This window comes from Streptomyces fulvorobeus (assembly GCF_013167895.1).
Taxonomy (GTDB): Bacteria; Actinomycetota; Actinomycetes; order Streptomycetales; family Streptomycetaceae; genus Streptomyces; species Streptomyces fulvorobeus.
In genome coordinates this window covers 4,566,821-4,586,770 of the sequence record NZ_BLWC01000001.1, presented here as the reverse complement: position 1 = coordinate 4,586,770, position 19,950 = coordinate 4,566,821, and the positions used below count along the sequence as shown (strand labels likewise).

Annotated in this window: 19 protein-coding genes, 2 pseudogenes and 1 riboswitch; of the genes and pseudogenes, 6 read left to right on the top strand and 15 right to left on the bottom strand. The window is 71.3% G+C overall.

The features are described from left to right. Positions 1-18 precede the first annotated feature (18 nt). From Sfulv_RS20715 to Sfulv_RS20705, 3 genes are all read right to left on the bottom strand, one after another. The gene (locus Sfulv_RS20715) at positions 19-1,044 is read right to left on the bottom strand and encodes a methionine synthase (protein WP_173316076.1); all 1,026 of its coding nucleotides are present in this window, start codon (positions 1,042-1,044) and stop codon (positions 19-21) included. Between the two features lie 104 nt (positions 1,045-1,148). Next, on the bottom strand, positions 1,149-1,838 hold the full coding sequence (locus Sfulv_RS20710; RefSeq protein ID WP_173316075.1) for an SDR family oxidoreductase: 690 nt from the start codon (positions 1,836-1,838) through the stop codon (positions 1,149-1,151). 15 nt (positions 1,839-1,853) lie between these two features. Then, entirely contained in the window at positions 1,854-2,393 is a 540-nt protein-coding gene (locus tag Sfulv_RS20705; RefSeq protein ID WP_173316074.1) for an LOG family protein, read from the bottom strand. Positions 2,394-2,482: 89 nt separating this feature from the next. Between Sfulv_RS20705 and Sfulv_RS20700 the strand changes: the two genes are divergently transcribed. Both Sfulv_RS20700 and Sfulv_RS20695 read left to right on the top strand, forming a co-directional pair. Continuing rightward, positions 2,483-2,842 (top strand): DUF427 domain-containing protein, encoded by a 360-nt coding sequence (locus Sfulv_RS20700; RefSeq protein ID WP_173316073.1) that lies wholly within the window; start codon positions 2,483-2,485, stop codon positions 2,840-2,842. A 96-nt stretch (positions 2,843-2,938) separates the two neighbouring features. Then, positions 2,939-3,739, top strand: a complete 801-nt coding sequence (locus Sfulv_RS20695; protein WP_173316072.1) for an alpha/beta fold hydrolase — start codon at positions 2,939-2,941, stop codon at positions 3,737-3,739. A gap of 31 nt (positions 3,740-3,770) precedes the next feature. Here Sfulv_RS20695 and mnmA read toward each other — a convergent pair whose 3' ends face one another. Then, complete coding sequence (gene mnmA / locus Sfulv_RS20690) at positions 3,771-4,901, bottom strand: tRNA 2-thiouridine(34) synthase MnmA (RefSeq protein ID WP_173316071.1); 1,131 nt, start codon at positions 4,899-4,901, stop codon at positions 3,771-3,773. A gap of 61 nt (positions 4,902-4,962) precedes the next feature. Here mnmA and Sfulv_RS20685 point away from each other — a divergent pair, with 61 nt between their 5' ends. Beyond that, positions 4,963-5,664 carry an N-acetylmuramoyl-L-alanine amidase gene (locus Sfulv_RS20685; protein ID WP_173316070.1) on the top strand — a complete coding sequence of 234 codons (702 nt, stop codon included), beginning with the start codon at positions 4,963-4,965 and terminating at the stop codon, positions 5,662-5,664. On the opposite strand, the gene Sfulv_RS20680 is transcribed toward Sfulv_RS20685, so the two are convergent. Beyond that, a complete protein-coding gene (locus Sfulv_RS20680) occupies positions 5,657-6,826 on the bottom strand; it encodes a cysteine desulfurase family protein (protein WP_173316069.1) in 1,170 nt (389 codons plus the stop codon). The genes Sfulv_RS20685 and Sfulv_RS20680 overlap by 8 nt on opposite strands. A 165-nt stretch (positions 6,827-6,991) precedes the next feature. Between Sfulv_RS20680 and Sfulv_RS20675 the strand changes: the two are divergent. Continuing rightward, positions 6,992-7,207, top strand: a pseudogene (locus tag Sfulv_RS20675) (alpha/beta fold hydrolase); the annotation flags it as partial. On the opposite strand, the gene Sfulv_RS20670 reads toward Sfulv_RS20675, so the two are convergent. The 10 genes and pseudogenes from Sfulv_RS20670 to Sfulv_RS20625 all read right to left on the bottom strand — a co-directional run bounded on the left by Sfulv_RS20670 (position 7,204) and on the right by Sfulv_RS20625 (position 17,930). Beyond that, on the bottom strand, positions 7,204-8,067 hold the full coding sequence (locus Sfulv_RS20670) for a thioesterase family protein (protein WP_173316068.1): 864 nt from the start codon (positions 8,065-8,067) through the stop codon (positions 7,204-7,206). The pseudogene Sfulv_RS20675 and the gene Sfulv_RS20670 sit on opposite strands and share 4 nt — an antisense overlap. A 59-nt stretch (positions 8,068-8,126) precedes the next feature. Beyond that, on the bottom strand, positions 8,127-8,786 hold the full coding sequence (locus tag Sfulv_RS20665; RefSeq protein ID WP_173316067.1) for a trimeric intracellular cation channel family protein: 660 nt from the start codon (positions 8,784-8,786) through the stop codon (positions 8,127-8,129). A 19-nt stretch (positions 8,787-8,805) separates the two neighbouring features. Then, positions 8,806-10,034 (bottom strand): annotated as a pseudogene (locus Sfulv_RS20660) (ABC transporter ATP-binding protein). Between the two features lie 26 nt (positions 10,035-10,060). Further along, entirely contained in the window at positions 10,061-11,161 is a 1,101-nt protein-coding gene (locus Sfulv_RS20655) for an ABC transporter ATP-binding protein (RefSeq protein ID WP_173316066.1), read from the bottom strand. Beyond that, a complete protein-coding gene (locus Sfulv_RS20650; protein WP_173316065.1) occupies positions 11,158-12,156 on the bottom strand; it encodes an ABC transporter permease in 999 nt (332 codons plus the stop codon). The genes Sfulv_RS20655 and Sfulv_RS20650 overlap by 4 nt, the downstream gene beginning before the upstream one ends. A 118-nt stretch (positions 12,157-12,274) precedes the next feature. Continuing rightward, the gene (locus Sfulv_RS20645; protein ID WP_256669277.1) at positions 12,275-14,065 is read right to left on the bottom strand and encodes an ABC transporter substrate-binding protein; all 1,791 of its coding nucleotides are present in this window, start codon (positions 14,063-14,065) and stop codon (positions 12,275-12,277) included. A 61-nt stretch (positions 14,066-14,126) separates the two neighbouring features. Beyond that, complete coding sequence (locus tag Sfulv_RS20640; RefSeq protein WP_173316063.1) at positions 14,127-15,125, bottom strand: ABC transporter permease; 999 nt, start codon at positions 15,123-15,125, stop codon at positions 14,127-14,129. A 383-nt stretch (positions 15,126-15,508) separates the two neighbouring features. Next, on the bottom strand, positions 15,509-16,300 hold the full coding sequence (locus tag Sfulv_RS20635; RefSeq protein ID WP_173316062.1) for an enhanced serine sensitivity protein SseB C-terminal domain-containing protein: 792 nt from the start codon (positions 16,298-16,300) through the stop codon (positions 15,509-15,511). Positions 16,301-16,421: 121 nt separating this feature from the next. Continuing rightward, on the bottom strand, positions 16,422-17,189 hold the full coding sequence (locus tag Sfulv_RS20630) for an enhanced serine sensitivity protein SseB (RefSeq protein WP_173316061.1): 768 nt from the start codon (positions 17,187-17,189) through the stop codon (positions 16,422-16,424). A gap of 66 nt (positions 17,190-17,255) precedes the next feature. Further along, complete coding sequence (locus Sfulv_RS20625; protein WP_173316060.1) at positions 17,256-17,930, bottom strand: AAA family ATPase; 675 nt, start codon at positions 17,928-17,930, stop codon at positions 17,256-17,258. 156 nt (positions 17,931-18,086) lie between these two features. Beyond that, a riboswitch (glycine riboswitch) is annotated at positions 18,087-18,184 on the top strand. A gap of 155 nt (positions 18,185-18,339) precedes the next feature. Between Sfulv_RS20625 and gcvT the strand changes: the two genes are divergently transcribed. Both gcvT and gcvH read left to right on the top strand, forming a co-directional pair. Next, positions 18,340-19,467 (top strand): glycine cleavage system aminomethyltransferase GcvT, encoded by a 1,128-nt coding sequence (gene gcvT, locus Sfulv_RS20620; protein WP_173316059.1) that lies wholly within the window; start codon positions 18,340-18,342, stop codon positions 19,465-19,467. 100 nt (positions 19,468-19,567) lie between these two features. Then, positions 19,568-19,945 (top strand): glycine cleavage system protein GcvH, encoded by a 378-nt coding sequence (gcvH, locus tag Sfulv_RS20615; RefSeq protein ID WP_173316058.1) that lies wholly within the window; start codon positions 19,568-19,570, stop codon positions 19,943-19,945. The last annotated feature ends 5 nt before the right edge of the window (positions 19,946-19,950 follow it).

The following is a 19,950-nucleotide window of genomic DNA, read 5'->3' as shown; positions in this document are numbered from 1 at the left end:
CCGTTGACCCGTGCCCCGTTACTCAGGGTTGTCTGCGAGCGATCTCGCGGCCCGGGCGCAGTGGGCGAGCGCGGCGCGCGCGTACGCGGGCGAAGCCTCCGCGAGCCCGCACGACGGAGTGACCACGACGGACTCGGCGAGAGTCCCCGGATTCAGCCCCAGCCTGCTCCACAGCGTCCTGACACCCATGACGCTACCGCCAGGGTCTGACAATCCGTCCGAGGCCGCGTCGGCGCCGGGCACCACTCCGAGGAAGAGCTGGATGCCGTCCTCGACGGCTTCCCCGATCGCCTCCTCCTCACGCTCTGTGAGGAGCGAGAAATCGAACGAGACGGCGTCGGCTCCGGCCCGGCGCAGCAGCGCGAGGGGCACATCGGGCGCGCAGGAGTGGACGACTGTCGGCGCGTCGCCGTTCACCGCGAGCACCTCGCGCAGGCCCGCCTCGACGACCTGCCGGTCCACGGCACGGTAGGTGCGGTAACCGCTCGCCGATCTGACCCTGCCGAGCAGCACGGCGGTCAGGGACGGCTCGTCGAGCTGGAGGACCACCTCGGCGCCCGGCACTCTGCGCCGTACCTCGGCCAGGTGCCCGCGCACTCCCTCGGCCAGCGAACCCGCCAGGTCACGGCAGGCGCCCGGGTCCCCGAGCATGGCCTCACCGCCGCGCAGCTCCAGTCCCGCGGCCAGCGTCCAGGGCCCCACGGCCTGGACCTTGACCAGCCCTTCGTAACCCTGGGTGAACTCCTCCAGCGCGTCGAGGTCCTCGCCGAGCCAGGAGCGGGCCCTGCGGGTGTCGCGGCCCGGCCGGTCGCTGATCCGCCAGCCGCTCGGTTCGACCTGGCCGAACATCTCGACGAGCATCCCGATGGTCCGCCCGGTCATGTCGGCGCCGGGTCCGCGGGCGGGCAGCTCCGCCAGATACGGCATGCCCTGCCCGTCGGCGAAGGACCCGGTGACGGTCTTCGCCGTCTCCCGGGCGTCTCCGCCCGGCATGGACCCGATTCCGGTGGCCGGACACCCGCTGAACTTGCTCTTCTCACTCACGCCGGAAGCCTACGGCCCGGGAGCGGCGGGCACGGTCCCGGCCGGTCGCCCGTGCGGAGGGCGGTGTGCGGGGCCGTCCGCAGAGGGCCCCGGGGAGGGGCCCGTCAGCGTCCTGGGCGGACCGTCAGGTCGTTGACCTCGGCGTCCGGCGGCAGATCGATGGCCATCAGGATGGTGGCGGCCACCGACCCGGGGTCGATCCAGCGGGAGGCGTCGTACTCCTTGCCCTCCTGCTGGTGGACCTTGACCTGCATGGGGCTCGCCGTGCGGCCGGGGTAGACGGAGGTCACCCGCACGCCGTTCCCGTGCTCCTCGTGGCGCAGCGAGTCGGCGAGGGCCTTAAGACCGTGCTTGCTCGCGGCGTAGGCGCCCCACTCGGCGTGCGCGTCGAGCCCGGCGCCCGAGTTCACGAAGAGGACGTGTCCGTGGGCGACGCGGAGCTGCGGTAGCAGGAGGCGGGTGATCTCGGCGGGGGCGACCAGGTTGGCGTTGAGCTGGAAGTGCCACGCCTTGGGTGTGAGGTCGCCGATCCGGCCGAGCTCGACGACTCCCGCGATGTGCAGGAGCGAGTCGAGCCGGTCAGGCATGGTCTGCTGTCCGAAGGCCCAGGAGAGCCGGTCGGGGTTGCCGAGGTCACCGACGAGCGTGCGGGCGCCCGGGTGGAGGGCGGCCAGCTCCCTGGCGCGGCCGGCGTCCCGGGCCAGCAGCCAGAGTTCGTCACCCCGCTCGTGCAGACGGCGGGCGACGGCTGCCCCGATGCCGGAGCCGGCGCCGGTGATGAGATGAGTAGACATGCGCCCATGCTCCCATCACCGCATCCCGGCGGACTCCTCCAGGTGGGCGAGCGCGCCGACCCCGTCCTCGGCGAAGAAGACCAGCTCGGTGAGGGGCATCGGCAGGAAGCCCTCGTCCTCCATGCGGCGGAACTGCTCGTGCAGTCCGTCGTAGAAGCCGGCCGTGTTGAGCAGGACGACGGGCTTAGTGTGTTTTCCGTGCTTCCTGAGCTCCAGGATCTCCGTGGCCTCGTCGAGCGTCCCCGTACCGCCGACCATGATCACGAAGGCGTCGGCCTTCGCCAGGAGCAGCGCCTTGCGCTCGGCCAGATCGCGGGCGATCACCATCTCGTCGGCGTCGGTACGCGCCTTGGCGGCCAGGAAGTCCACCGACACGCCGACCAGCCGCCCGCCGGACTCCCGCACCCCGTCGGCGACGACCTTCATGAGCCCGCTCTCCGAGCCTCCCCAGACCAGGGTGTGCCCTCCCCTGCCGAGCAGTTCGGCGAATTCCCGGGCGGGGCGGGTGTAGCGGACGTCGAGATCGGCGGCGGAGAGGAAGACACAGATGTTCATGCGCTCACGGTACGAGCCGCCACCGACACGTTCGGGGGCCGGGGCGCGGGCAGGGGAAGAATCCGGCCGTCCCCGCCGCTGAAGTCCGTATGACTTCTACGCGAGGACACCGCATCACCGTCGAGCCCGGCACCGAGCACGTCCGGGCGGTGCGTGACGGACTGGTGCTGGCCGAGAGCCGGCGCCCGCTCGTACTGCGCGAGACGGGCTGCCCGGTCCGCTACTACCTGCCGCCGGAGGACGTCCGTACGGATCTGCTGACGCCCTCGGACTCCCGTACGCACTGTCCGTTCAAGGGAGACGCCTCCTACTGGTCGCGTCCCGGCGCCGCGGATCTGGTGTGGGCCTATCCGCAGCCCAGGGCCGGAGTCGCCGCGATCAAGGACCACTTCTGCTTCCACGACACGGAGGTCGTGGCCGGCGACGCCGCCGGACAGGTCACTCACTGACCGTCAGCACCTGCTGCCACCGGGGGAATCGCGGTCTCCCGAAGAACTTCCCGGCCGCGGCGATGAGTTTTCCCGGCCGCGGCGGTCCACCCTCACATGGACAAGACTCTCTCGCGCGACGGCACCTGGATCGCGTACCGCCGCCAGGGCGGCGGGCCGCCGCTGATCCTGGTGGGCGGAGCGCTGGGCACCGCGGCGACCGACGCCCCGCTGGCGTCGCTGCTGGCGCCGCACTTCACCGTCGTCACGTACGACCGCCGGGGGCGCGGCTCCAGCGGTGACGGCGGGCCGTACGCGGTGGGGCGCGAGATCGAGGATCTGGCGGCGCTGATCGACGAGGTGGGCGGCGCCGCCTCCGTCTTCGGGATGGTCTCCGGCGGGGCACTGGCGCTGGAGGCCCTGGCGGCGGGCCTTCCTGTCGGCCTGCTCGCGGTCTACGAGCCGCCGTACACGCCCGAGCCCGCGGGCCTGCTGGACAAGGCCCGCTGCACGGAGCGACTGCGCCGCCTGCTGTCGGCGGGCGACCGGGGCGGGGCCGTGGAGTTCCACCTCGCGGTGACGGGGGTCCCGCCGGAGACGATCGGCCGGATGCGGCGTGCGCCGCTGTGGCGCGGCCTGGAGTCGCTGGCGCACACCCTCGCCTACGACGACGCCCTGCTCGGTGACGGCACCGTGCCCGAGGACCGGCTCGCGTCCGTCACGGCCCGCACCCTGGTGGTTTGCGGCGGGTTCAGTCCCTCCCCGGTCCGGGCGGCGACCCACGCCCTCGCGGACGCGCTCCCGCGTGGCCGCCACCGCACGCTGACGGGTCAGACGCGCGATCTGGCACCCCAGGTGATCGCCCCGGTCCTCGCGGACTTCTTCCTGAGGGACGCGTCCCTGCGCCAGGCTTCGTAGCCCGCCGGTGGGGTGACCGCCGGTGGCGCCGCTAACCGGCCGCGGCGGTCTCCCGGCGCACCGTCGTCGCGATGGTGGCCGAGCCGACCACGCGGGTGCCGTCGTACAGGACGACCGCCTGGCCGGGCGCCACACCCCGTACGGGCTCGGTGAAGGAGACGTGCAGGGTGCCGTCGACCAGCTCGGCACCGACCTCGGTCTCGCCCCCGTGGGCGCGGAGCTGTGCGGTGTACGTGCCGGGGCCGGCCGGGGGTGTGCCGCACCAGCGGGGCCGGATGGCGGTCAGCGCGGTGACGTCGAGGGCCTCGGCGGGGCCCACCGTCACGGTGTTCTCCACCGGGGAGATGTCCAGGACGTAGCGCGGCTTGCCGTCGGCGGCGGGGTGCCCGATACGCAGGCCCTTGCGCTGGCCGATGGTGAAGCCGAAGGCTCCGTCGTGCGTGCCGAGCTTGGCACCCGTCTCGTCGAGGATGTCGCCCTCGGCCTTCCCGCCCAGCCGGCCGGCGAGGAAGCCCTGCGTGTCGCCGTCGGCGATGAAGCAGATGTCGTGGCTGTCGGGCTTCTTCGCGACGGCCAGGCCGCGGCGCTCGGCCTCGGCGCGGATCTCGTCCTTGGTGGTGAGGGTGTCGCCGAGCGGGAACATCGCGTGGGCGAGCTGCTTCTCGTCCAGGACGCCCAGCACGTAGCTCTGGTCCTTCGCCATGTCGGAGGCGCGGTGCAGTTCGCGGCTGCCGTCCGCGTTCAGTACGACCGTGGCGTAGTGGCCGGTGCAGACGGCGTCGAAGCCGAGCGCGAGGGCCTTGTCGAGGAGCGCGGCGAACTTGATCTTCTCGTTGCAGCGCAGGCAGGGGTTGGGGGTGCGGCCCGCCTCGTACTCCGCGACGAAGTCCTCCACGACGTCCTCGCGGAAGCGTTCCGCCAGGTCCCAGACGTAGAAGGGGATGCCGATGACGTCCGCCGCGCGGCGGGCGTCACGGGAGTCCTCGATGGTGCAGCAGCCCCGCGCGCCGGTCCGGAAGGACTGCGGGTTGGCGGAGAGGGCCAGGTGCACACCGGTCACGTCGTGTCCCGCCTCGACGGCGCGGGCGGCGGCGACTGCGGAGTCGACACCGCCCGACATGGCGGCGAGGACACGGAGGGGGCGCTGGGAAGTCTGAGTCATAGCCTCACCAGGGTACGGGGCGCCGGGAACCGAATGCTCACGGATAAGCGTTGTCGATCACATGGGCACCAACGGAACCGCCGGCGGGCAGGGCGCGAAGCCCGCGCGCGGCATCGGCCGGCGCGCGGTACTGATCGGCGGCGCCGTGACGGCCGTGGGCACGGCCGCGCTGGCACGGGACGAGCTGAGGCGCGTCTGGTGGCGGATGCCCGGCGTGCGCAAGCCGCGCAGACCCGGCGAGCTGGACTTCGCGGCCGCCCGCTGGGTGGCGGCCTCGGAGGCGAACTGGCGGATGGCGGACCGCCCCGGCGACTACGGGATAGACCGGGTGGTCATCCATGTCACCCAGGGCAGCTTCCGCAGCGCGGTCAGGGTCTTCCAGGACCCGGCGCACGGTGCGGCGGCGCATTACGTGGTGGGCCAGGACGGCCGGGTGGCGCAGATGATCCGCGAGCTGGACGTGGCGTTCCACGCGGGCAACCGCTCGTACAACGAGCGCAGCGTCGGCATCGAGCACGAGGGCTTCGTGGACCGCCCGCAGGACCTCACACCCGAGATGTACGCGTCGTCGGCCCGCCTGACCGCCGCGATATGCGAGCGGTACGGGATTCCGGTGGACCGCGAGCACATCATCGGCCATGTGGAGGTCCCCGGCACGGACCACACGGACCCGGGGCCGCACTGGGACTGGGACCGCTATCTGAAGCTGGTCCGGGCGGTGGAGCCCGGTCCGTCGAAACCGGCGGAGGGGGCTTCTAGCTGAGCCCCGCCGTCCTGGCGCGCCGCACCGCCGGGCCGATCGCGCGGGCCACGTCCTCCACGTCCTGCTCGGTGGAGGTGTGGCCGAGCGAGAAGCGCAGGGTGCCGCGGGCCAGGTCGGGATCGGTGCCGGTGGCCAGGAGTACGTGGCTGGGCTGGGCGACCCCGGCCGTGCAGGCGGAGCCGGTGGAGCACTCGATGCCCTGGGCGTCCAGGAGCAGGAGCAGGGAGTCGCCCTCGCAGCCCGGGAAGGTGAAGTGGGCGTTGGCGGGCAGCCGGCCGCCCGGGGCCGGATCGCCGCCGAGCAGGGCGTCCGGCACGGCCGACAGCACGGCGGCGGCCAGCTCGTCGCGGAGCGAGCCGATCCGGTGGGCGTACTCCTCGCGCCTCTCCGCGGCGAGCCGCCCGGCGACCGCGAAGGACGCGACGGCGGGCACGTCGAGGGTGCCGGAGCGCACATGGCGCTCCTGCCCGCCGCCGTGCAGGACGGGTACGGGGGTGTACTCGCGGCCCAGGAGCAGTGCGCCGATGCCGAAGGGCCCGCCGATCTTGTGGGCGCTGACGGTCATCGCCGCCAGCCCCGAGCGGGCGAAGTCGACCTCCAGCTGACCGAACGCCTGCACCGCGTCGGCATGCATCGGTACGTCGAACTCGCGCGCCACGGCCGCCAGTTCGCGTACCGGCATGATGGTGCCGATCTCGTTGTTGGCCCACATCACCGTGATCATCGCGACGTCGTCGGGGTCGCGGAGGATGGCCTCGCGCAGCGCCTCCGGGTGGACGCGTCCGTACGCGTCGACGGGGAGGAGGTCGACGGTCGCGCCCTCGTGTTCGGCGAGCCAGTCGACGGCGTCCAGGACGGCATGGTGCTCGACGGGGCTGGCGAGGACCCGGGTGCGGCGGGGGTCGGCGTCGCGGCGGGCCCAGTAGAGGCCCTTGACCGCCAGGTTGTCGGCCTCGGTGCCGCCGGAGGTGAGGACCACCTCGCTGGGCCGTGCGCCGAGGGCGTCCGCGAGGGCTTCTCTCGACTCCTCGACGGTACGGCGGGCCCGGCGCCCCGCGGCGTGCAGCGAGGACGCGTTGCCGGTGGCGGCGAGCTGGGCGGTCATCGCAGCGATCGCTTCCGGAAGCATCGGCGTGGTCGCGGCGTGGTCGAGGTAGGCCATGGTGGGCTCGATTCTACGAGCCCGGGGCGGGGCACATGCCGGGCGCTCCGTCGCGGGCGGTCCGAGCCCGCTCCCGGGGCGCTCTGGGGGCGCTCCCGAGGCGCTCCCGGGGTGCCGGAAAGCTCGGCCCGGCCGGCCGCCGGGAGCGCCGGGACTCCGGGGGAGGTGCTGATCTGCTGGGGCACCGGGGACACCTGGCTCCCGGTCGCCGGGGGACACCAGCCGGCCGGGCTGGTCCCGGGCGCGGAGCTGCGGCTGACCAGCGGGGCCGGGCATCTCGTCCAGGAGGACGCCCCGGCCGAGCCCACCGCCGCGCTCACGGGATTCCCGCGGGCCTGGTCCGGCCTGGTCGGTACACCAGGGATGACGGGACAGCCCTAACCGCGCGGCGCCCTGGCCAGCTGGCGGGACTGGGCGACCAGGCGGTCCGCGCTGTCCCAGACTTCGGCGTCCTCCTCCAGGAAGCCGCCCGCCAGGTTCCGGGTGGTGATGGAGACGCGCAGCGGCCCGGGGGCCGGGCGGCAGCGGACGTGGGTGGTCAGCTCGATCGTCGGGGTCCAGCCCTTGAGGCCCAGCTCGAAGGCGGTCGGCGGCAGCGCGTCCACCGTGAGGAGCAGGGAGAGCGGGTCCGCGTCGCGGCCGTCCGCCAGGCCGAACCAGCCGCGCATCTCGCCCTTGCCGGACGGCGCTCCGACGGCCCAGCCGGCCGTCGCGGGGTCGAGCTTGATGTCGAGGCGTTCGGTGATGGCGGAGCTGCCGGGGATGGCGGCGGGGCCGTCGCTCGGGCCGAGGCACTGGGCCGCCGGGGGGATCGCGGGCGGTCGCGCCGACGTGCGGACGTCGCCGGTGAGGCCGTCCAGGTCGCCGTAGGTGGCGAGCACCCGGATGCGTTCGGTCTCGGTGCCGTCCTCCGCGTACTGGAAGAGGGACGCCTCACCGGTGGAGAGCGTGCGGCCGGTCCGGACGACCTGGGTACGGATCACGGCGGGGCCGGGTTCCGAGGCGGTGAGGTAGTGCGCCGACACCGAGAACGGGTCGGGGTGCGGGAGCGCCTGCCCGAGGGCGCGGCCGAGCATGGCCAGCAGGTAGCCGCCGTTCACGGCGTGGATGATCGTCCACCCCGCGGAGAGTTCCGCGTCGTAGACGCCCTCTTCGCGGAGCGTGACAGCGGTGTCGCGGTCGAACTCGCTGTCCCCGATGGTTGCCCGCGCCATCTGCGCGGTCTGTGCTGCCTGTGCCATGACGTGCACGGTACACCGAACGCGTTACTGAGCGGTAGCTTTTCGACACCTTCCGTGCCTCAGCCCTCCTCGGCCGTCGCCGAGCGGCGGTTGTAGGCGCGTGGCGCCCGCCAGTGGAAGCGCATCGCCAGGAGCCGCAGCGTGAAAGCGGTGACCACCGCCGTACCGCTGGTGAAGGCGTTCAGCGCGTCGAAGCGGATGCACAGCACGACCATCGCCGCCCCGACGATCGCGGGCACGGCGTACAGATCGCGGTCCCAGCGCAGCAGGGAGGGCACCTCGTTGGCCAGTACGTCACGCAGCACACCGCCGCCCACCGCCGTGGTGAGCCCGAGGGCCGCCGACGCGGTGAGGCCGAGCCCGTACTCGTACGCCTTCACCGTGCCGGTGACGCAGAAGAGCCCGAGACCCGCGGCGTCGAAGACGTTGACGCCGGCCTGGATGCGCTCGACGTGGGGGTGCAGGAAGAAGACCAGGCCGGCGGCGAGCAGCGGGGTCGTGAAGTAGCCCAGGTCCGTGAAGGCGGCGGGCGGGATCGCGCCGATGATCACGTCACGGAACAGCCCTCCGCCCAGCGCGGTCACCTCGGCGAGGACTGCGATGCCGAAGACATCGAAGTTCTTGCGTACGGCGAGCAGTGCGCCGGAGATCGCGAAGACGAAGATCCCGGCGATGTCGAGCGCGTGCTGGACGGAGGGCGTGAACAGTTCGAGGAGCACCCGGGCAATTGTGCCGGTACTACTCCTTCGGGCCGGCCCCCGGCTCCTCGGGCGTTCCCGGCCCCGAGGCAGCCCCGGACGTTCCCGGCTCCCCGGTGGCCGCCGGATCGGGCGCGGCCTCCGCCCCGGCCGGCTCCTTCTTCAGGGCCACGATCTCGATCGCCTCCCGCGCCGTCGCCAGGGCGGCCTCGCCCGGCACCTGGTCCGGCGCGTTCTCCGGGTGGTGGCAGGCCACCTGGTGCCCGGTCTTCAGCGCGATCAGCGGCGGCTCCTGCGTCGTGCAGACCTCCGTCGCCTTCCAGCAGCGCGTGTGGAAACGGCAGCCGCTTGGCGGCGAGATGGGCGAGGGGACGTCGCCCTTCAGCAGAATCCGCTCGCTCCTGGCCGACCGGCGCTTCGGGTCCGGGATCGGCACCGCCGAGAGGAGCGCCTTGGTGTACGGGTGCATCGGCGCCTTGTAGAGCGACTCGCGGTCGGCCAGCTCGACGATCTTGCCGAGGTACATCACCGCGATCCGGTCCGAGACGTGCCGGACCACCGAGAGGTCGTGGGCGATGATCACGTACGTGAGGCCCAGCTCGGTCTGGAGGTCGTCCAGGAGGTTGACGACCTGGGCCTGGATGGAGACGTCCAGTGCCGACACCGGCTCGTCCGCCACGACCAGTTTCGGGTTGAGCGCGAGCGCCCTGGCGATCCCGATGCGCTGGCGCTGCCCGCCGGAGAACTCGTGCGGATAGCGGTTGAAGTGCTCGGGGTTGAGGCCGACCACCTCCAGCAGCCGCTGCACCTCCTTGCGTACGCCGCCCTCGGGCTTGACGCCCTGGAGCTTGAAGGGCGCTCCGACGATCGTGCCGATCGTGTGGCGCGGGTTCAGGGAGGAGTACGGGTCCTGGAAGATCATCTGCATGTCACGGCGCAGCGGACGCATGCCGCCCACACCGAGGTGCGTGATGTCCGTCCCCCGAACTCGACCGTCCCGGCGGTGGGTTCGAGCAGCCGCGTGATCAGCCGGCCCATCGTCGACTTGCCGCAGCCGGACTCCCCGACCACACCCAGGGTCTCCCCCGCGTGCACCTCGAAGTCGATCCCGTCGACGGCCCTCACCGCACCGGACGTGCGCTGGAGCAGGCCCTTCCTGATCGGGAAGTGCTTCTTCAGGCCGCTCACCCGGAGCAGCACCTCCGGGGAGCCGCCCTTGGCGGAGCTCCTGCGCCCGGGAACGCCGGCGCTCGTGTCCTGGCTCGTCACCGCTCTGTCCTCGCTCTTGTCCTCGCTCACAGCTTGGGCGCAATCTCTTCGGTCCAGATACGCTCCCGCTGCTCCCGCGACAGGTGGCAGGCGGCCGAGTGCCGGCTGCCCACCTCCAGCAGCTCGGGCCGCACGGTGCGGGTGACGTCGTCCTTGGGCAGGTCCGCGTACGGGCAGCGCGGGTTGAAGGCGCAGCCCGACGGGACGTTGATGAGCGAGGGCGGGGAGCCCTTGACCGGGATGAGCCGCTCGGTCTGGTCCCGGTCGAGGCGCGGCATGGAGCCGAGCAGCCCCCAGGTGTAGGGGTGCCGCGGCTCGTAGAAGACTTTTTCGGCCGGTCCGCGCTCCACGCAGCGCCCGCCGTACATCACGAGGATGTCGTCGGCGAGCTCCGCCACCACGCCCAGGTCGTGCGTGATGACGATGACCGCGGAGCCGAACTCCGTCTGGAGGTCCCGGATCAGGTCGAGGATCTGCGCCTGCACGGTCACGTCGAGGGCGGTGGTCGGCTCGTCGGCGATCAGCAGCTGCGGGTTGTTGACCAGCGACATCGCGATCATCGCGCGCTGACGCATCCCGCCGGAGAACTCGTGCGGATAGCTGTCCACCCGCTTGTCGGGCTGCGGGATGCCGACCCGGTCGAGCATCTCGATGGCCCGGGTACGGGCCTTCTTCCTGTCGACGGCGTGGTGGACCCGGTACGCCTCCACGATCTGCTTGCCGATCGTGTAGTACGGGTGCAGCGCGGACAGCGGGTCCTGGAAGATCATCGCCATGTCCCGGCCGCGGAGCTTGCGCACCTCGTCCGGGTCGCTGGAGAGCAGTTCCCGTCCGTTCAGCCAGATCTCGCCGGAGATCTGGGCCTTGCGCCTGCCGTACTGGCCCGCGGTGTGCAGGCCCATGATCCCGAGCGAGGTCACGGACTTGCCGGAGCCCGACTCGCCCACGATGCCGAGTGTCCTGCCCTTCTCCAGCGTGAAGCTGAGCCCGTCGACGGACTTGACCAGCCCGTCGTCGGTCGGGAAGTGCACCTTCAGGTCGCGGACGTCCAGGAAGGCGCCGGTCGCGGGCGAGGCGGGGACGGCCGGTTCGCCCGGGGCGGCTCCGCTCGTGCTCAGCTCGGTCATGACAGCCTCACTCGGGGGTCGATCACGGCGTACAGGATGTCCACGACGAGGTTGGCGATGATCACCGCGAGCGAGGTGATCAGGACCACGCCCAGGATGACCGGCAGGTCGCGCTCGTTGATCGCCTTGAGCACCGCCTGGCCGAGGCCGGGGAGGCTGAAGGCGGTCTCGGTGAGGATCGCGCCGCCGATGAGAGCGCCGAGGTCCATGCCGAGCATGGTCAGGATGGGGGTCATGGTCGAGCGCATGGCGTGCTTGCCGATGACGACCGGCTCGCTGAGGCCCTTGGCCCGGGCGGTACGGATGTAGTCCTCGCCCATGACTTCGAGCATGGTGGCCCGCGTGATGCGGGCGTACATCGCCGCGTACAGGAAGGCGAGGGTGACCCAGGGCAGCAGCATGCCCTGGAACCAGGCGCCCGGGCTGTCCCCGAACGGCACGAATCCGGAGTCGATCCAGCCGAGTCCGTAGTCGAAGACCGCGAGGGAGACCATGGCGGTGAAGAAGATCGGCAGCGAGACGCCCGCGAGGGCGACGACCATCGCCGAACGGTCCCACAGCGTGCCCCGCTTGAGGGCGGAGAGCACACCGGCCGCGACGCCGAAGAGCAGCCACAGGGCGGCCGCGCCGAGCGCGAGCACCATGGTCACCGGAAGGCGGTCGGTGAGCACCGGCCAGATGGCCTGCTCGCTGCGGAAGGAGTAGCCGAAACAGGGCATGGCGCAGTTCGTGACGTCGCCGCCCGCGGCGTAGGTACGCCCGACGAAGATGCCCTTGAAGAACTCGAAGACCTGGATGAGGATCGGTTCGTCCAGCGCGAGCTTCTGCCGGATTCCCTCCACCGCCGCCGCGTCCGAGGTCTTGCCCACGTACATCGTGGCGGGGTCGACGCCGGTCCACTGGGGGATGAGGAAGAAGATGCAGAAGACCACCACGACGATGACCACAAGCATTACTGCGACGGCCATGAGCCGCCTGATGAGGTATGTGAGCACTGCTCTCGGCCCGGCGGAGGGGCCGCGGGCCACCGGAGGTCGTCCGATGGCCCGCGACCGCACCGCTCCGGCCTTCACCTGCCTTTCGTGCCGTACGGCGGGTGTGCCGGTGTGGTGGTTACTTCACGACGCCCAGGCTGGCGAAGTCGTACATGCCGCTGTAGGCGTCCGTCGAGTAGACGTTCGTCAGCCGCGCGGAGCGCCAGTTGATGAACTTCTCGAAGACGAAGGGCAGGTAGTACGCGCCCTCCATCACCTGGTGGTTGATCTCCGTGGCGATGGCCTTCTTCTTCTCCCGGTCGAGCTCGACGGAGAACTTGTCGAAGTTGGCGTCGATCGCCTTGTCCTTGATCATGGCGAAGTTGTTGTTGCCGCTCTCCAGGATGTAGCTGCTGTCCCAGAGGGGCGCGCCGTAGCCCTGGACCGAGGGGAAGTCCGGACCCCAGCCCATGATGATGATGCCGTAGTTCTTCTTCTTGACCACGGACGGGTTGCCGATGATGCCCGTGGTCTGCGAGCCGTCGTACTGGTCGATCTCGGCCTTGATGCCGATCTTGCCGAGCGACGCCTGGAGCGACTCGGCGGTGGCGACCTCGACGGGCTTGTTGTTGCGCACGGCGATGGTGGTGGTGAAGCCGTTCGGCTTGCCGCACGCCTTCAGCGCGGCCTTGGCCTTGGCGGTGTCCGGGGCGCCGTCGTTGGCGGTGGTGCCGTACGGGTCGTACTTCTGGCCCTCGGAACCGGGCACCGAAGGAGGCAGCATGTTGGTGCCGATGTCGCCGCCGGCGATCGGGCCGCCGCGCGCGGTCTGGAGCGACTTGTGGTCGGCCCCGTAGATGACCGCCTTGCGGCAGTCGATGTTGTCGAACGGCGCGACGTTCTGCGGGAAGACCGCGTAACGGATGTAGCCGGAGACCGGGTTGTCCAGGTTGTCCTTGTGCTCCTTCAGCGCCTTGGTGCGGCCCTGGGGGGAGAGACCCGTCTGGTTGATGTCGAGGTCGTAGTCGCCCGCGAGCAGCTTGTTGTCCATGTCGTCCGCGTTGGAGAACAGGTTCACCGTGATCTTGTCCGGGAGCGCCTTGCGGACCGGGTCGGAGGACTGCTTCCAGTTCTCGTTGCGCACCAGCACGAGGGACTTGTTCGGCGAGTACGACTGGAACTTGTACGGGCCGGAGGAGAACGGCTTCAGGCCGTACTTCGACTTGGTGTCCTTGTCCTGGCGGACCGGCGAGGACGAGGTCAGCGCGAGGATCTCCTCGAAGTCCGAGTTCGCCTTCGGCAGCTTGAAGATGATGGTCTTCTCGTCCGGCGTCTCGATGGCCTTCAGGCCCAGCTTGTCCTTGGAGGTGTCCTTGTAGGGACCCTTGTACTCGCCCTTGGGGTCGAGGATGTCACGCAGGTAGACCGGGCCACCGGACAGCACGTCCTGCGCCCACTGGCGCTCGATGCCGTACTTGATGTCCTGGGAGGTGATCGGCTTGCCGTCCTCCCACGTGATGCCGTCGCGCAGGGTGTACGTGTACGTCCTGCCGTCGTCGGTGATCTTGGCGCGCTCGGTGGCGAGGTCCGGCGTCAGCTCGGCCCCGGTCTTGCCCGGCTCGGTCTTGCCGGTGACGAGCTGGCGGCTGTAGTAGCGCATGAAGTTCCACACGAAGCCGTAGTAGCCGCGCGTGGTGTCCCACGAGTCGGCGTCCTGGGCACCGGCGAACTTCAGCGTGCCGCCCTTCTTCGCCGAAGGGTTGGCGACCTTGTTGTTGGCCGCGTCGAAGCCCGCCGCCGCACCGCCCTTGCCTTTCTTGCCGCCGCTGTCCTCACCGCCGCCGCACGCCGCGGTGGAGAGCAGCGCCGCGACCACGGCAGCAGCGGCCACTGCCTGCTTGCGCCGTGCGTTCCTTCGGGTAGTCACGATTCGGGTCCTCCGTGTGTAGAAGCGGCCCGTGCGGTGCACGGGCTTGGCGGGGGTACGGCAGTCAGCGGGAGCCCTTCGGGTCGAGCGCATCGCGTACGCCGTCACCGAAGAGGTTGAAGGAGAGCACGGTGATGAAGATGGCCAGACCCGGGATGATCATGTACATGGGGTCGGCCTCGTAGTAGCTCAGGGCGGAGGACAGCATCTGCCCCCAGGAGGCGGAGGGCGGCTTGACGCCGACGCCCAGGAAGCTCAGGGCCGCCTCGGTCAGGATGTTGGTCGGGATCATCATCGTGGCGTACACGATGATGGGCGCGACGAGGTTGGGCAGGAGCTCCCTGAACAGGATGTAGATCCGTCCGGCCCCGAGGCTGCGGGCGGCGTCCACGTACTCCCGCTCGCGCAGCGACAGCGTCTGGCCGCGCACGACCCGGCCGACGTACGGCCAGCCGAAGAACCCGATGACCAGGATCATCACGAAGAGCCGGACGCCGGTGCCGGTCAGTCCCAGCATCTCGTTCGGCATGACGGAGACCAGGGCGATGATGAAGAGGAGCTGCGGGAAGGAGAGCAGCATGTCCATCACGCGGCTGATGACGGTGTCCAGCCAGCCGCCGAAGAAGCCCGCGAGTACGCCGAGGACGGTGCCCAGCACGATGGCGACCACGGCGGAGGCGAAGCCGACGAGCAGGGAGACCTGGGCGCCGTAGACGATGCGCGCGAAGACGTCCCGGCCGCTGACCGGCTCGACCCCGAGCAGGTGGTCCGAGCTGATGCCGCCGAACGAACCGATGGGCGTGGAGAAGAGCGGGTCGATCAGCTCCTCGTGGCGCTCGTACGGCGACTGCCCGACGAGACTCGTGATCAGCGGCGCCAGCACGGCGACGAGGACGAGCACCAGCACCACGACGCCTCCGCCGAGGGCCAGCTTGTCCCGCTTCAGACGCTCCCAGGCGATACGGCCCAGGGAGCGGCCCTGCACCGCCTTCTCCGGGACACCGGCCTCGAATCCCGCCGGCGGGGCCGCTTCCGTTGTCGGCTCGTGAAGTGGTGCCGTCATCGTGCCAGGGACCCCTCTCAACCGGCGGTGGCCGGTACACACTTGCCGCTGTGGCGGCGTGATCAGTCCGTCTGTGTTCAGGGACGGAACATCCCCTGTTGCGGGAGTCTTCATCGGGGCCGCGACAGGTCGCCAGAGGTGGCGGTGAATGGATGCCTAACCGTGATGCATCAACGCTGATCCGTTATCCGGACGCGCGTGAACGCCTCCCGGACACAGGGAGGTTGACGCTGATTAGCGTACGCACTACCGCCAAGGCCCCGTCAGGTGGCACCAGCCGTCAGAGGGGGTGAAATGCGGCCCGCCTGCCGATCGGGGGCGAAACGGCGTCATATATCCGGAACGGACCACGGCCCCGGGGCGGACGCCCGGCCGGCGGCGTCTCAGAACGCTCGTGGGGCCGGGGGGTAGCCGTAGCCCGGCGCGGCGGGCGGGTGGCCGGCCGGGGCGTGGGCCTCACGGTCGTAGAACGGCCGGGAGTTGGCACGCAGCCACATCGCGACGGGGTCGTACTCGTCGGACATGGAGACGGTGGAGACGGGCAGGCCCTCGGGGACCGCGCCGATCGACTGCTGCATCATCGCGCGCACGGCGTCGACGGAGGGCCGGCCCGTGTCGTAGAGATCGAGGCCGATCGCGAGGTACGGGACACCGAGCGCGGGCTGCACCCAGGCACGGCGCAGCGAGCGGACGGCCGGGGTGCGGTGGGCGTTCTGCGTGAGCATCGCGTAGAACTGCGGGATCTCGACGGCGGGTTCGCAGAGCCGCAGCGGGCCGGCGGGCATCCGGTCCAGACCGGTGGCGATCCGGCGCAGGTCGAGCCAGGGGATACCGACGCCGCCGCCCGGGGCGTGCGGGTTGAGCCAGATCCCCCAGCGGTCGGGGAAGAGCGCGCGGGCGATGTCCCGTCCGGTGACCAGCTCGTGGGCGCGGTTCCAGCCGCTGGCGGAGAGCTCCTGGGCGGAGGTCACACAGGGGGCGTAGCCCAGCCCCTCGACCTCCATGTTCCCGTACTGCGCGTCGGGTGAGCCCGCGGTGCCGTGCCACAGGAGCATCCAGACCCGCCCGCCGGTGAGGGCCTGGAGCAGAGCTTCGTACGCGTCGTAGCGCCCGGGCGTCACCTGGCCCAGCATGTGCTCGATCTGCCCGGCCGCCGCGGTGCCTGACGCGCTCACTCTGGGTCCCGCCCCTCATCGATCTCCGCTGTGCCGCCCTGTGCTCGCGGGCATACGGGTGCGCCCCCGCGATGCCATCAAACCAGCTTATGCCCCGCTTCTGACACCGGCTTGACGGCGGTCAGTGTCCCTCGCGCCGGTAGAAGGGACGCACCTTCTCCAGCATCCAGTCCCCCACCGGGTCCCGCGCCACGTCGAGGAGGACCAGATTGACCGGCCAGGGCGGCTGGACCAGCCCGAGCGCACGGCCGAGCGCCTCCATCGGGGCGCTCTGCCCCGCGCCGTCCCAGGTGGCGAACTCGACGCCGACGAAGAGGACCGGGTCACCGCCCTCGATCCTGGCCAGCGCCCGGCGGGCGGTGCTCACGGCGCCGATCGCCCGGAACTCCCCGGACACCGCGGCGAGGAAGTCGACGGGGTCCTCCTGCCAGTCCGGCTCGTACAGCGTGACCCGGCCGCCGGCCGGGCCGTCCAGCGGGGTGCGGCCCGCCCGGCAGAGTTCGGCGACGGCGGGCGGCGGGAGGGGCAGGCCGACGGCGCCGCCCGGATTCACGGCGATACCGACCTGCGGGGGCAGCCCCCGGGCGAACTCGCGGGCCGGCGCCACGGTGAAGGAGAGGCGGGTGCCCACGCACAGCACGTACTGGGCCTCGGAGCTGTACACCGGGACGTACGCGGCGCCGCCGATGTCCATCATCGGCAGGTCGAGACTCGCGGCGGTGGGGCTGCCGCCGTTGGGCAGGGGCACCCAGACCTGGCTGCGGCCGAGCACCTCGAGCAGCCGGCCGCCCGCTTCGGGGACGCCGAGGGAGGCGGCCAGTACCTCTTCGAGCTCGTTGGCCGGCCAGCCGTGGTACGGCCTCGTCCCGAACGGTGCCGGATTGTCCACTGGTCCCCTGCTTCCCCTCTGGATCTTGCTCTGCGGCAGCGATGGTAGACGAGCGGACCGCCCGGCTCAGCAGGCCCCGAACGAGATCCGGTCGAGGGCGTCCGCCGCCTCGCGGTCCAGCAGCACCGCCGAGGCGCAGCCGGCCGGCAGCAGGCCGGTCTCGGTGTCGCGCATCAGCCGGCCGACCGCGCGCCGGTGGCGGGCGAAGGCGTAACCGGAGACCCCGCGCCCCCGCTCACGCTGGCCCTCCATGGCCACCTCGGGGGCGACGTCCAGCAGGACGAGGTGCAGGATGCGCCCCCGGCGCCGGGCGTGCCGGGCAAGCCAGCGCCGTACCCAGGTCTGCGTACCGCAGTCGTGGACCACGACGGAGTCGCCGGAGCGCAGGGTCCGCCAGAGCGCGGTGTAGTGGGCGATCCGGACCAGGGGGCGGTAGAGGGCGTAGGGGAGTAAGGCGGGCAGGGCGCGGGCCCAGCGGTCCCTGGTGTCCTGGGAGTCGATGGCCCTGTCCTTCACCGTGCGGCGGATCAGGGTCGACTTCCCGCTGCCGGGCAGCCCGGAGACCACCACCACGTCGCCCGCCGCGAACTCCAGGGCGCGCGGGCCGCGCCCGTCCCGGCTGCGCAGATCGCGCACGACGGGGGCGTGCGTGCCCAGCATCGCGCGGACGGGCACCGCCTGCTGCGGCGGCACCGTGCCGTGTGCGGCTCCCGCTGTCGTCGCGTGACGCTGCAACGCCATCGCCTCCCCCTGTCCGCTGACCCACATCTGCCCAAGAAGTGTAAAGAAAAGGTAATGCGGCACAACCGGCTCACCGGCGCGTATCCGTCGGGACCGGACGCCCCACTCTCCCGCATGCCGTGCGATGATGACCCCGCCAACTGCATACCGGCCGTTTGAATCCGCGCGGGAGAGTTCCGGACACTGTGTGTGCCGGGCGCCGAAGGAGCAAGTTCCTCCCTTGAATCTCTCAGGCCCCGTACCGCGTGGATGAGGCAGATCTGAAAAGCGAGCCGTTCCGCGGCTCCACCCAAGGTGCAAGCCGGCCTCTGCGGGGACGACCCCTTCGGAGCCTCCCGGCGAACCTCTCAGGTTCCGATGACAGATGGGGAGGGATCGTCCTCTGTCGTCATGCCCTGGAGCCGTATCCATGAGCACTGCCCCGAGCCCCGCCCCCCGCCATACCGCGCTGGACGCCCTGCACCGTTCGCTGGGCGCCACCATGACCGACTTCGCGGGCTGGGACATGCCCCTGCGCTACGCCAGTGAGCGCGACGAGCACAACGCCGTGCGCACCAGGGCCGGTCTCTTCGACCTGTCGCACATGGGGGAGATCACGGTCACGGGCCCGCGCGCCGCCGACCTGCTGGACTACGCGCTCGTCGGCAACATCGGCACGATCGGCCCCGGCCGGGCCCGCTACACCATGATCTGCCGCGAGGACGGCGGCATCCTGGACGACCTGATCGTCTACCGCCTCGGCGCGAGCGAGTACCTGGTCGTCGCGAACGCGGGGAACGCGCAGACCGTCCTGGACGCCCTCACCGGGCGTGCCGCCGGTTTCGACGCCACCGTGCGGGACGACCGCGACGCGTACGCGCTGATCGCCGTCCAGGGCCCGGAGTCCCCCGGCATCCTGAAGTCCGTCACGGACGCCGACCTGGACGGGCTGAAGTACTACGCGGGGCTGCCCGGCACCGTCGCCGGTGTCCCGGCGCTGATCGCCCGCACCGGGTACACCGGTGAGGACGGCTTCGAGCTCTTCGTCGCCCCCGAGCACGCCGAGCGGCTGTGGCAGGCCCTCACCGAGGCCGGCGCCCCGGCCGGCCTGATCCCGTGCGGGCTCTCCTGCCGCGACACACTGCGCCTGGAGGCGGGCATGCCGCTGTACGGGCACGAGCTGACCACCGCGCTGACCCCGTTCGACGCGGGTCTCGGCCGGGTCGTGAAGTTCGAGAAGGAGGGCGACTTCGTGGGGCGCGAGGCCCTTCTGGCCGCCGCCGGACGCGCCGAGTCCGCTCCGCCGCGCAAGCTCGTCGGCCTGGTCGCCGAGGGCCGCCGGGTGCCCCGCGCGGGCTTCCAGGTGGTCGCCGCCGGTGAGGTCGTCGGCGAGGTCACCTCCGGCGCCCCGTCGCCCACGCTGGGCAGGCCGATCGCCATGGCGTACGTGGACGCGGCGCACGCCGCGCCCGGCACCCAGGGCGTCGGAGTCGACATCCGGGGCACCCACGAGCCGTACGAGGTCGTGGCCCTGCCGTTCTACAAGCGCCAGAAGTGACATCCGGGACATCCCGGCGTTCCTGGCGTGACGCAGTCGCGTCTCACCCCGTAAGACCACCGTTCATCAGCACTCCCCCGCGTACAGGAGAATTCAGGTCATGAGCAACCCCCAGCAGCTGCGGTACAGCAAGGAGCACGAGTGGCTGTCGGCCGTCGAGGACGGTGTGGCCACGATCGGCATCACCGCGTTCGCCGCCAACTCCCTCGGTGACGTCGTCTTCGCCCAGCTCCCCGAGGTCGGTGACACGGTGACCGCCGGCGAGACCTGCGGCGAGCTGGAGTCGACCAAGTCGGTCAGCGACCTGTACTCGCCGGTCACCGGCGAGGTCACCGCGGCGAACCAGGACGTCGTGGACGACCCGTCGCTGGTGAACTCCGCTCCCTTCGAGGGCGGCTGGCTGTTCAAGGTACGCGTCGCGGACGAGCCGGAGGACCTGCTCTCCGCCGACGAGTACACCGAGTTCTCCGGCAACTGAGACCC

What these genes read in the sequence shown, in the direction of transcription:
- gcvT (WP_173316059.1), top strand. Translation starts at nt 18,340, where the DNA reads ATGAGCACTGCCCCGAGCCCCGCCCCCCGCCATACCGCGCTGGACGCC.
- Sfulv_RS20625 (WP_173316060.1), bottom strand. Translation starts at nt 17,930, where the DNA reads ATGGCGTTGCAGCGTCACGCGACGACAGCGGGAGCCGCACACGGCACG.
- Sfulv_RS20655 (WP_173316066.1), bottom strand. Translation starts at nt 11,161, where the DNA reads ATGACCGAGCTGAGCACGAGCGGAGCCGCCCCGGGCGAACCGGCCGTC.
- Sfulv_RS20710 (WP_173316075.1), bottom strand. Translation starts at nt 1,838, where the DNA reads ATGTCTACTCATCTCATCACCGGCGCCGGCTCCGGCATCGGGGCAGCC.
- mnmA (WP_173316071.1), bottom strand. Translation starts at nt 4,901, where the DNA reads ATGACTCAGACTTCCCAGCGCCCCCTCCGTGTCCTCGCCGCCATGTCG.
- Sfulv_RS20685 (WP_173316070.1), top strand. Translation starts at nt 4,963, where the DNA reads ATGGGCACCAACGGAACCGCCGGCGGGCAGGGCGCGAAGCCCGCGCGC.
- Sfulv_RS20640 (WP_173316063.1), bottom strand. Translation starts at nt 15,125, where the DNA reads ATGACGGCACCACTTCACGAGCCGACAACGGAAGCGGCCCCGCCGGCG.
- Sfulv_RS20670 (WP_173316068.1), bottom strand. Translation starts at nt 8,067, where the DNA reads ATGGCACAGGCAGCACAGACCGCGCAGATGGCGCGGGCAACCATCGGG.
- Sfulv_RS20700 (WP_173316073.1), top strand. Translation starts at nt 2,483, where the DNA reads ATGACTTCTACGCGAGGACACCGCATCACCGTCGAGCCCGGCACCGAG.
- Sfulv_RS20705 (WP_173316074.1), bottom strand. Translation starts at nt 2,393, where the DNA reads ATGAACATCTGTGTCTTCCTCTCCGCCGCCGATCTCGACGTCCGCTAC.
- Sfulv_RS20695 (WP_173316072.1), top strand. Translation starts at nt 2,939, where the DNA reads ATGGACAAGACTCTCTCGCGCGACGGCACCTGGATCGCGTACCGCCGC.
- Sfulv_RS20680 (WP_173316069.1), bottom strand. Translation starts at nt 6,826, where the DNA reads ATGGCCTACCTCGACCACGCCGCGACCACGCCGATGCTTCCGGAAGCG.
- gcvH (WP_173316058.1), top strand. Translation starts at nt 19,568, where the DNA reads ATGAGCAACCCCCAGCAGCTGCGGTACAGCAAGGAGCACGAGTGGCTG.